The sequence below is a fragment of the Gracilibacillus halotolerans genome (assembly GCF_014206945.1).
GTDB classification, from domain to species: domain Bacteria; phylum Bacillota; class Bacilli; order Bacillales; family Amphibacillaceae; genus Gracilibacillus; species Gracilibacillus halotolerans.
The window spans coordinates 112,124-119,000 of the sequence record NZ_JACHON010000006.1 but is presented as its reverse complement, the minus strand read 5'-3'; the positions used below and the strand labels follow the sequence as shown (position 1 = coordinate 119,000).

The window sequence follows — 6,877 nt, the reverse complement described above, 5'->3', positions numbered from 1 at the left end:
ATTTTAAGCACGGTTATACTGTCATTTTCCAATCAATACCAGTTTGGAGGATAGGATGGTTTTCACTATGTAAATATTTATTATAAATGCAAATATTATCCATTATTCAAGGTGAATTAACTATTCGGTGTAAGTGGAATTTTAAGAAAAAACGAGTAAATGAAAGAAAAATTAATTATATTGAGGGAGGATTATATTGTGCGGAGACTATATATTATTCCATTAAAAAAAGTTCGATGGAGTTTCATTATTGTATGCGCCTCATTCTTTGCTGCTTTTTTTTTATATTTAGAACTTCAAAATTCTACAGATGTATTTTCCAATGAAAAAGAACCTGCTGCTCTTCATACTGGTGATTCATCCGACTCCTCAATTGCATTAACGTTTAACATAAGTCACGGTGATCAACAACTCTCTTCTATATTAAAAACATTAGAAGATCAAAAAGCCACTGCTACATTTTTTATAACTGGAGAATGGGCGGAGAGACATCCTGATTTACTCGACTCTATTTCAGAGGCTGAACATGAAATTGGCATGTTAGGATATCAATATAAATCCTATTTAGAACAAGATTCATCGGAGATTAATAGAGATATCATCAAGGCAAAAGAAGCATTTCAAAAGCTTGGATATGAAAATGTTTACCTACTTAGACCACCTAATGGGCATTTCAATGAAGAAGTCATTAAACTCGCTGAACAACAGGGCTTAAAAGTAATTCATTGGAGCGTTAACTCACATGATTGGGAAAATCCAGGGACTGAAAAAATCACGGATGTTGTATTAGATGAAACTAAAAAAGGTGATATCCTCCTATTTCATGCATCCGATACAGTGAAATACACGACTAGTGCTTTAGAACAAATTATTCCTAAATTAAAAGATCGTAAATTGAAGTTGACGACGATTAGTGAACTCATTTCTCAAGCCGATGTGAAAGATGAACAATTAACTTCAAATTGATACTTTCTTACGCAAAGAAACAGACCTAAATGATTAGGCCTGTTTCTTTTCTGTTAAACGATGCAGTATTAGTAATTGATACGTATTACATAGTAGTAATGGGACAATCATCAACCAAGCATAATCGCCACCACTTGTTCTTAGTCCTGGTACCCATTCAATAAAAGTAACAACGACCATAAAGAACAATGCCGGAATAAATGCTTTTTTATTTGTTTGATTTGCTTTTATTCGAGCAATAATTAAACTGTAAATTAGTAAGAAGATCGAAGCAAACACATATGGCATAACAGAACTATTTTCCACTATACTATAACGGAAATAGACAAGATCAAACAACACAACTACAACTACTGCAACTTGTAGCCATGGCCAAAAGGTTCTAAAAAAACTAAGTCCTAATTGATTTACTGTCAAATATGCGAAAAAGCCCATTTGACTGATAATACTAAATACTAGACCCAGCCCTATAAAAAACAGAAACAATCCTAACACTTCAAACCAGTCAAACGGCTTCATAAATTCCAAATACACATCACTCTTCACAAAAAAGCTTGTTACTAATGTGGAGAGTCCACCTAAAAGTAGGGTGGAGAAAAATAACCTAACTACATTCCTGCTCTTCAATCAAATATCCCCCTAAAGCTATATACTATATTCCTGTTGTCATTTTATCATGTTTCTAAAAAAAATTCGCTCTTCATACATATTAAAGTTATTTGAATCCATATTATGAATAAGACCCTTTTATAGAAAGGTAGCAATGATTATGAAACAGATGAAGCAATGGACATTTTTAATATGTATAGCAATGCTTATGCTTACTGGGTGTAACGCAGGTGGTGGTGAAAAAAAAGAAACTGGCGATTACGAGAGCACTAAAAAGATGGTCGCTGACATTCTTAAGACAGATGAGGGTAAAAAGGCTATTACCGAAGTCTTAAGTAGTGACGACATGCAACAAACCTACGTTGTCGAATCACCTGCTATGAAAGAAGCTGTTACTGAGGCACTTTCTTCTGACAAAGGCAAAGAGTTTTGGGAGAAGATGTTTAAGGACCCTAAATTCGTTGAGGCCTACGCACTAGCCATGCAAGAACAGCAAAAAGATGTATTGAAAAACTTAATGAGTGATTCTGAGTACCAGAAGAAGCTTATAGAAATATTAAGTAATCCTGACATGGAGAAACAGCTATTAACTGTTGTGACAGGACAAGAATTTCGAAGCCATTTGGAAAAAGTAATGGAGGAAACTTTTTCTTCGCCTATCTTCCAAGCTAAATTGGCTGACCTTATTTTACAAGCTGCACAGGAAATGAAGCCTCCTCAAGAAAGTGGTGGAAGTGAAGGTGGTGGATCCTCCGGCGGTGAATCTGGTGGTGGCGAATCTGGCGGCGGCTCGGAAGAAGGAGAGGGAGAACAAGGTGGTGGAGGAGGAGGTTAAACTCCCCCTCTGCGCAAGCGCCGTAAATAACCCCCAAGAGCTAGTTAACCTAACTCTTGGGGGTTCCTATTTTTACTTATCTTCAAACTGTTGAATTACGTAACGTGCAATTTCAATATATTCTTTTCCGTTCGGATGATCTTCTTGATAAACAGAGGGAGCAAACGTGTCTTTTTCCTCATATGGTTGCTGTAAGGATAGACGGCCAACGACCTTTGTATCTAGTACTTCAGCTAGTTTATCCCCGCCACCTTTTCCAAACACGTACTCTTTTTCACCTGACGTTTTACTTACAAAGTACGACATGTTTTCAATCACGCCTAAAATTTCATGATCTGTATTAATCGCCATTTGACCAGCTCTTGCCGCTACAAATGCCGCTGTTGGATGTGGTGTTGTCACTATTATCTCTTTTGAAGAAGGGATCATATTGTGAACGTCTAAAGCAACATCTCCCGTCCCAGGAGGTAAATCTAACAATAAATAATCAAGTTCTCCCCAATTCACTTCCTTGAAAAAGCTAGCTAGCATTTTTCCAAGACGTGGACCTCTCCAAATAACTGGCGAATTATCTTCCACAAAGAAGCCCATGGACATAACCTTCACTCCGAAGCGCTCAACAGGAATGATTTTTCCATTCACTAGTTTTGGTCTCTCTTCGACACCCATCATATCTGGTACACTGAACCCATAAATATCCGCATCAATGATTCCAACCTTTTTACCAAGGCGCGCTAATGCAACAGCTGTATTTACGGTCACCGTTGATTTTCCAACGCCACCTTTTCCACTTGCAATAGCTAGAAAGTTTGTTTTAGAGTTTTCCCCTAAGATAGAGGTATCCTCCTCTTTCGTTGGTTGGTACTTTGCAATGGTTTCTTCAGGTAATTGCGCAAATCGCAAACCGACAGTGGCTGCTCCAAGCTTTTTCAACGAAGCCACCAATTGTTGCTGTAATTGCATTTGTTCTGCCGTGTTTAGCTTCGCAATCGCTAGCTTAACACTAACATGGTTCTTTTCGGGCTTTAATGAGATTTCAACAATCCCATCTGTTTCTTCAAATGTTTTATGTAAAAAAGGGTCTTTCATTTTATTTAAAAGTTCTCTTACCGATGTTTCCGTTAACAAAATAGGTCACCTCAATTAATTAGAATCGTTCCCTATTTTCTAGTATAACATATAATAAATAGAACCCAATGAAAGACGCATCTAGAATACCATTTGAAAAATCGGACGCCTAATCTTCAGAAGTGTATTTAAGAATGCCAAAATAAATGCTTTCCGCCATTTTTTGTTGGTATCCTTTATCCTTTAGTAACTCTCGTTCTTCATCATTAGATAAAAAACCAATCTCTACTAGAGCTCCCGGTGCTTCTGTATACTTTAATAAATATACTTGCCGCATACCCAAAGCTTTACGCTCCGTATTTTCTAAATTATCTTTTATTTCATCTTGAATCGATGTCGCTAATAATTCACTTTGCTCATTTCCCGGGTAAAAAAAGCTCTGAGCTCCACGCCAACGTTTATCAGGTAAGGAATTTAAGTGAATACTTAAAAAGAAATCTGCTTCTTTTTCTTTAATAAAATGAACACGTCTCTGAATATCTTCTGCTTTCCTTCGTGACAAGCCTCTCGTATCATCATTCGCAAGGTCATAGTCCCCTTCTCGAGTCAGATAAACAATCGCTCCTGCTTGTTCCAAATAATTTTGCAATTTCTGCGATACATTTAGTGCAATTTCTTTCTCTTGTGTATCATCCGTACCTTCTGCTCCGCCATCTACCCCTCCATGACCTGGATCTATTACAATCGTTTTACCCGCTAAAGGTAGAGACATCGTCTTCCATGAATTGATGTTGCTTTGTATTGGATATTGTATAAATATAATAAGTAAGAATAAACCACTTAGCCACAATAAAACCTTCATCAAACGTCGTGACATCCCACATCCCCCTCGTCGCACTTCCTCCCTTCCATTTATATGGGACAGCCCATCATAATATTCGAATAACTACTGCAAAAAGAAAGATTTATCTAGTTTCCAATTTACCATTACGAACATAAAAAAATGGTCCCTCCAAAATAGGAACCATTTTTATCTGTTTCATCATTAAGGTAGTAATTTAATCGATTCATCCATAAAGGCTGGGATATCTTCTGGCTGTCTACTCGTTACTAATTGATCTTGGCAGACAACAACTTCTTCATCTTTATAATTGACCCCAGCGTATTCCATGTCCACTTTAATGGACTTGTATCCTGTTGCATCACGACCTTCCAGAGCCTTTGCTGTAATGAGCAATTGAGGGCCGTGGCATATAGCAAATACTGGCTTCTTACTATCCATAAAAGCTTTTGCAAATTGCACAAATCGATCATCAGCACGCAATTGATCTGGAGAGAAACCACCAGGAATAAATAATGCATCAAAGTCTTCAGGTTTTACATCATCAATTGATTCATCAATCGTTACTTTCGTGTTCTCGGACTTTCCTGTAACTGTTCTTCCCTTTTCCTTCTCAATCGTCACTAGTTGATGACCAGCTTCTTTAAAATCTTTGGCAGGTTCTGTATATTCCACGTCTTCAAACATATCTGTGATTACTGTTGCAATTCTTGCCATGTTGATACACTCCTTTGGTAGAATTAGCTTTCCCTACAGTAACGTTTTTACCACAGATTGAAGAAGATAAACATCTCAAATTAAAAATCATACTCCGCATTCCTAGCATCGACCATTTGTTTGTACACTTCTGCTAAAAGAACGGTATCTTCAATTAGACGTTCTAAACGGAAGACAACATCATCATTCTCAATTTCTTTAAATTTGAAATCCATCTCTTCCACGAATACATAATTTGGAACGAGTTGTGCCTTCATATAAGATAGTATTGGTTTGAGCTGCTGCTCTGCTATTAAATAATGCCTTGCTGATCCTGCTGTTACGACAATACTTGCTACTTTACCCTCTAGTGCATGCACAGGTAGCATATCAAAAATGTTTTTCAATGGAGCTGGGATGGAAGCTTGATAAATAGGTGTTCCTATTATAATGGCGTCCGATTCCATAATAGTAGTCGTCACATATTTTGCATCGCCGTCATAGTCGAGATAGTTACGTCCATCACTAAACGGGAGCTTATAGTCAGCCAAGTCCAATAAAGTTGTGTCGATTTCTGGGTATTTATCTGTTAATAAATCTAATGTCTTTGTCATTGCTATTTTTGTTTTGGAACCCATTTGTGAACCTACAAGTACCGTAAACTTCATTTCATCACCTACTTCTTTGCCGTATGTTTTCGTATGGCCGGCAATATATCTTTACCAATTGTTTCAATATTACGTTTCAATTGGCTAAAAGGAACGCCACCGAAGTCCATCTGCGCAATATATCGTTGATGTCCAAATAATTCATGTTGATATAAGATTTTTTCTATTACTTCTTGTGTACTTCCGATATTCATTACGTCATGAGGATGCGCACCTTGAGCAAAGTGAGGCTTTGGATAACCTCGGCCATTTGTTTTCATCATCCCGCTGTTAATGTGTTCATACATTTCTCGTTGCGCTTGCTGAGTTGTTTCCGCTACATGAAAGAACCCTGCAGTCGCCACCGGAAATTCCTCAGGGTCGTGACCACTCTCTACTAAAGCAGTACGATAAGCATCAATCGTTCGTTTAAAATGACCTGCCGCTCCACCTAACGTTGCTAAAAACATCGGCACACCTCTATGACCTGCCTTAATTGCACTGGAAGGATGACCACCAACCGCTCTCCATATAGGAAGAGATTCATTCAATGGTCTTGGGATTACTTCAGCATCCTGTAAGGGAGCACGGTATTCTCCTTGCCAATTTACGATTTTTTCCTCATTGATTTTTAATAATAAATCTAATTTTTCTTCATAAAGATCTTCATAGTTATTTAGGTCATAACCTAATAAAGCAAAGTTACCAATCCGTGATGCTCGACCCGCAACAATCTCTGTTCTTCCGTTCGAGATTAAATCGATTGTAGCAAAATCTTCATAAACTCTAACCGGATCTAACGTACTAATAATTGTCGATCCACTACCAATCTTTATACGTTCAGTTGCTTGTGCGATGGCAGCTAACACTACAGAGTGAGCCTGGGTAACAAAATAATCTTGATGACTCTCTCCAACACTAAAAAAGTCAATACCAACCTCATCGGCTAGTTTTGCGAGTTCAATAATTTCATCTAGACGTTGTTTAGCAGAAATTCTCTCACCTGTCTCTGGATTTGGTAAATGGTCACCAAGGGTATATAAACCAAATTCCAAGCCCTTCTCAGGCTGTATTCTAAATTTTTCCATGTTCATGCTCCTTTGTAATAATACATTACCTACATTATGGAGGAAGTTGAGACAATTTTAAAACCATTTGCTTACTTTAAGTAAGTTAGAGTATTGTCCTTGTACAAAATCAAAAAAAATAAGCCTC

8 protein-coding genes are annotated in these 6,877 nt (G+C 37.5%); 2 read left to right on the top strand and 6 right to left on the bottom strand.

Translation table 11 applies throughout. The annotated features are described in order from the left end of the window. Positions 1-198: 198 nt before the first annotated feature. Complete coding sequence (gene pdaB / locus GGQ92_RS08850; RefSeq protein ID WP_184247309.1) at positions 199-966, top strand: polysaccharide deacetylase family sporulation protein PdaB; 768 nt, start codon at positions 199-201, stop codon at positions 964-966. A gap of 33 nt (positions 967-999) precedes the next feature. Here pdaB and GGQ92_RS08845 read toward each other — a convergent pair whose 3' ends face one another. After that, positions 1,000-1,593 (bottom strand): KinB-signaling pathway activation protein, encoded by a 594-nt coding sequence (locus tag GGQ92_RS08845; protein ID WP_184247306.1) that lies wholly within the window; start codon positions 1,591-1,593, stop codon positions 1,000-1,002. 142 nt (positions 1,594-1,735) lie between these two features. Here GGQ92_RS08845 and gerD point away from each other — a divergent pair, with 142 nt between their 5' ends. Then, positions 1,736-2,410, top strand: a complete 675-nt coding sequence (gerD, locus tag GGQ92_RS08840; RefSeq protein ID WP_246384294.1) for a spore germination lipoprotein GerD — start codon at positions 1,736-1,738, stop codon at positions 2,408-2,410. Positions 2,411-2,482: 72 nt separating this feature from the next. Here gerD and GGQ92_RS08835 read toward each other — a convergent pair whose 3' ends face one another. From GGQ92_RS08835 to GGQ92_RS08815, 5 genes are all read right to left on the bottom strand, one after another. Continuing rightward, positions 2,483-3,538 (bottom strand): Mrp/NBP35 family ATP-binding protein, encoded by a 1,056-nt coding sequence (locus GGQ92_RS08835; RefSeq protein ID WP_184247303.1) that lies wholly within the window; start codon positions 3,536-3,538, stop codon positions 2,483-2,485. A 109-nt stretch (positions 3,539-3,647) separates the two neighbouring features. Continuing rightward, entirely contained in the window at positions 3,648-4,355 is a 708-nt protein-coding gene (gene cwlD, locus GGQ92_RS08830; protein WP_184247301.1) for an N-acetylmuramoyl-L-alanine amidase CwlD, read from the bottom strand. Positions 4,356-4,523: 168 nt separating this feature from the next. Continuing rightward, positions 4,524-5,036: a type 1 glutamine amidotransferase domain-containing protein gene (locus GGQ92_RS08825; protein ID WP_184247298.1), complete on the bottom strand. Its 513-nt coding sequence runs from the start codon at positions 5,034-5,036 to the stop codon at positions 4,524-4,526. A gap of 80 nt (positions 5,037-5,116) precedes the next feature. After that, positions 5,117-5,683: an NADPH-dependent FMN reductase gene (locus GGQ92_RS08820; protein ID WP_184247294.1), complete on the bottom strand. Its 567-nt coding sequence runs from the start codon at positions 5,681-5,683 to the stop codon at positions 5,117-5,119. An 8-nt stretch (positions 5,684-5,691) separates the two neighbouring features. After that, complete coding sequence (locus GGQ92_RS08815; protein ID WP_184247291.1) at positions 5,692-6,750, bottom strand: LLM class flavin-dependent oxidoreductase; 1,059 nt, start codon at positions 6,748-6,750, stop codon at positions 5,692-5,694. Positions 6,751-6,877: the final 127 nt, after the last annotated feature.

Bases quoted from the DNA above. Each gene is read 5' to 3' on its own strand.
- cwlD (WP_184247301.1), bottom strand. From the start codon at position 4,355: ATGTCACGACGTTTGATGAAGGTTTTATTGTGGCTAAGTGGTTTATTC.
- GGQ92_RS08825 (WP_184247298.1), bottom strand. From the start codon at position 5,036: ATGGCAAGAATTGCAACAGTAATCACAGATATGTTTGAAGACGTGGAA.
- GGQ92_RS08815 (WP_184247291.1), bottom strand. From the start codon at position 6,750: ATGGAAAAATTTAGAATACAGCCTGAGAAGGGCTTGGAATTTGGTTTA.
- GGQ92_RS08820 (WP_184247294.1), bottom strand. From the start codon at position 5,683: ATGAAGTTTACGGTACTTGTAGGTTCACAAATGGGTTCCAAAACAAAA.
- gerD (WP_246384294.1), top strand. From the start codon at position 1,736: ATGAAACAGATGAAGCAATGGACATTTTTAATATGTATAGCAATGCTT.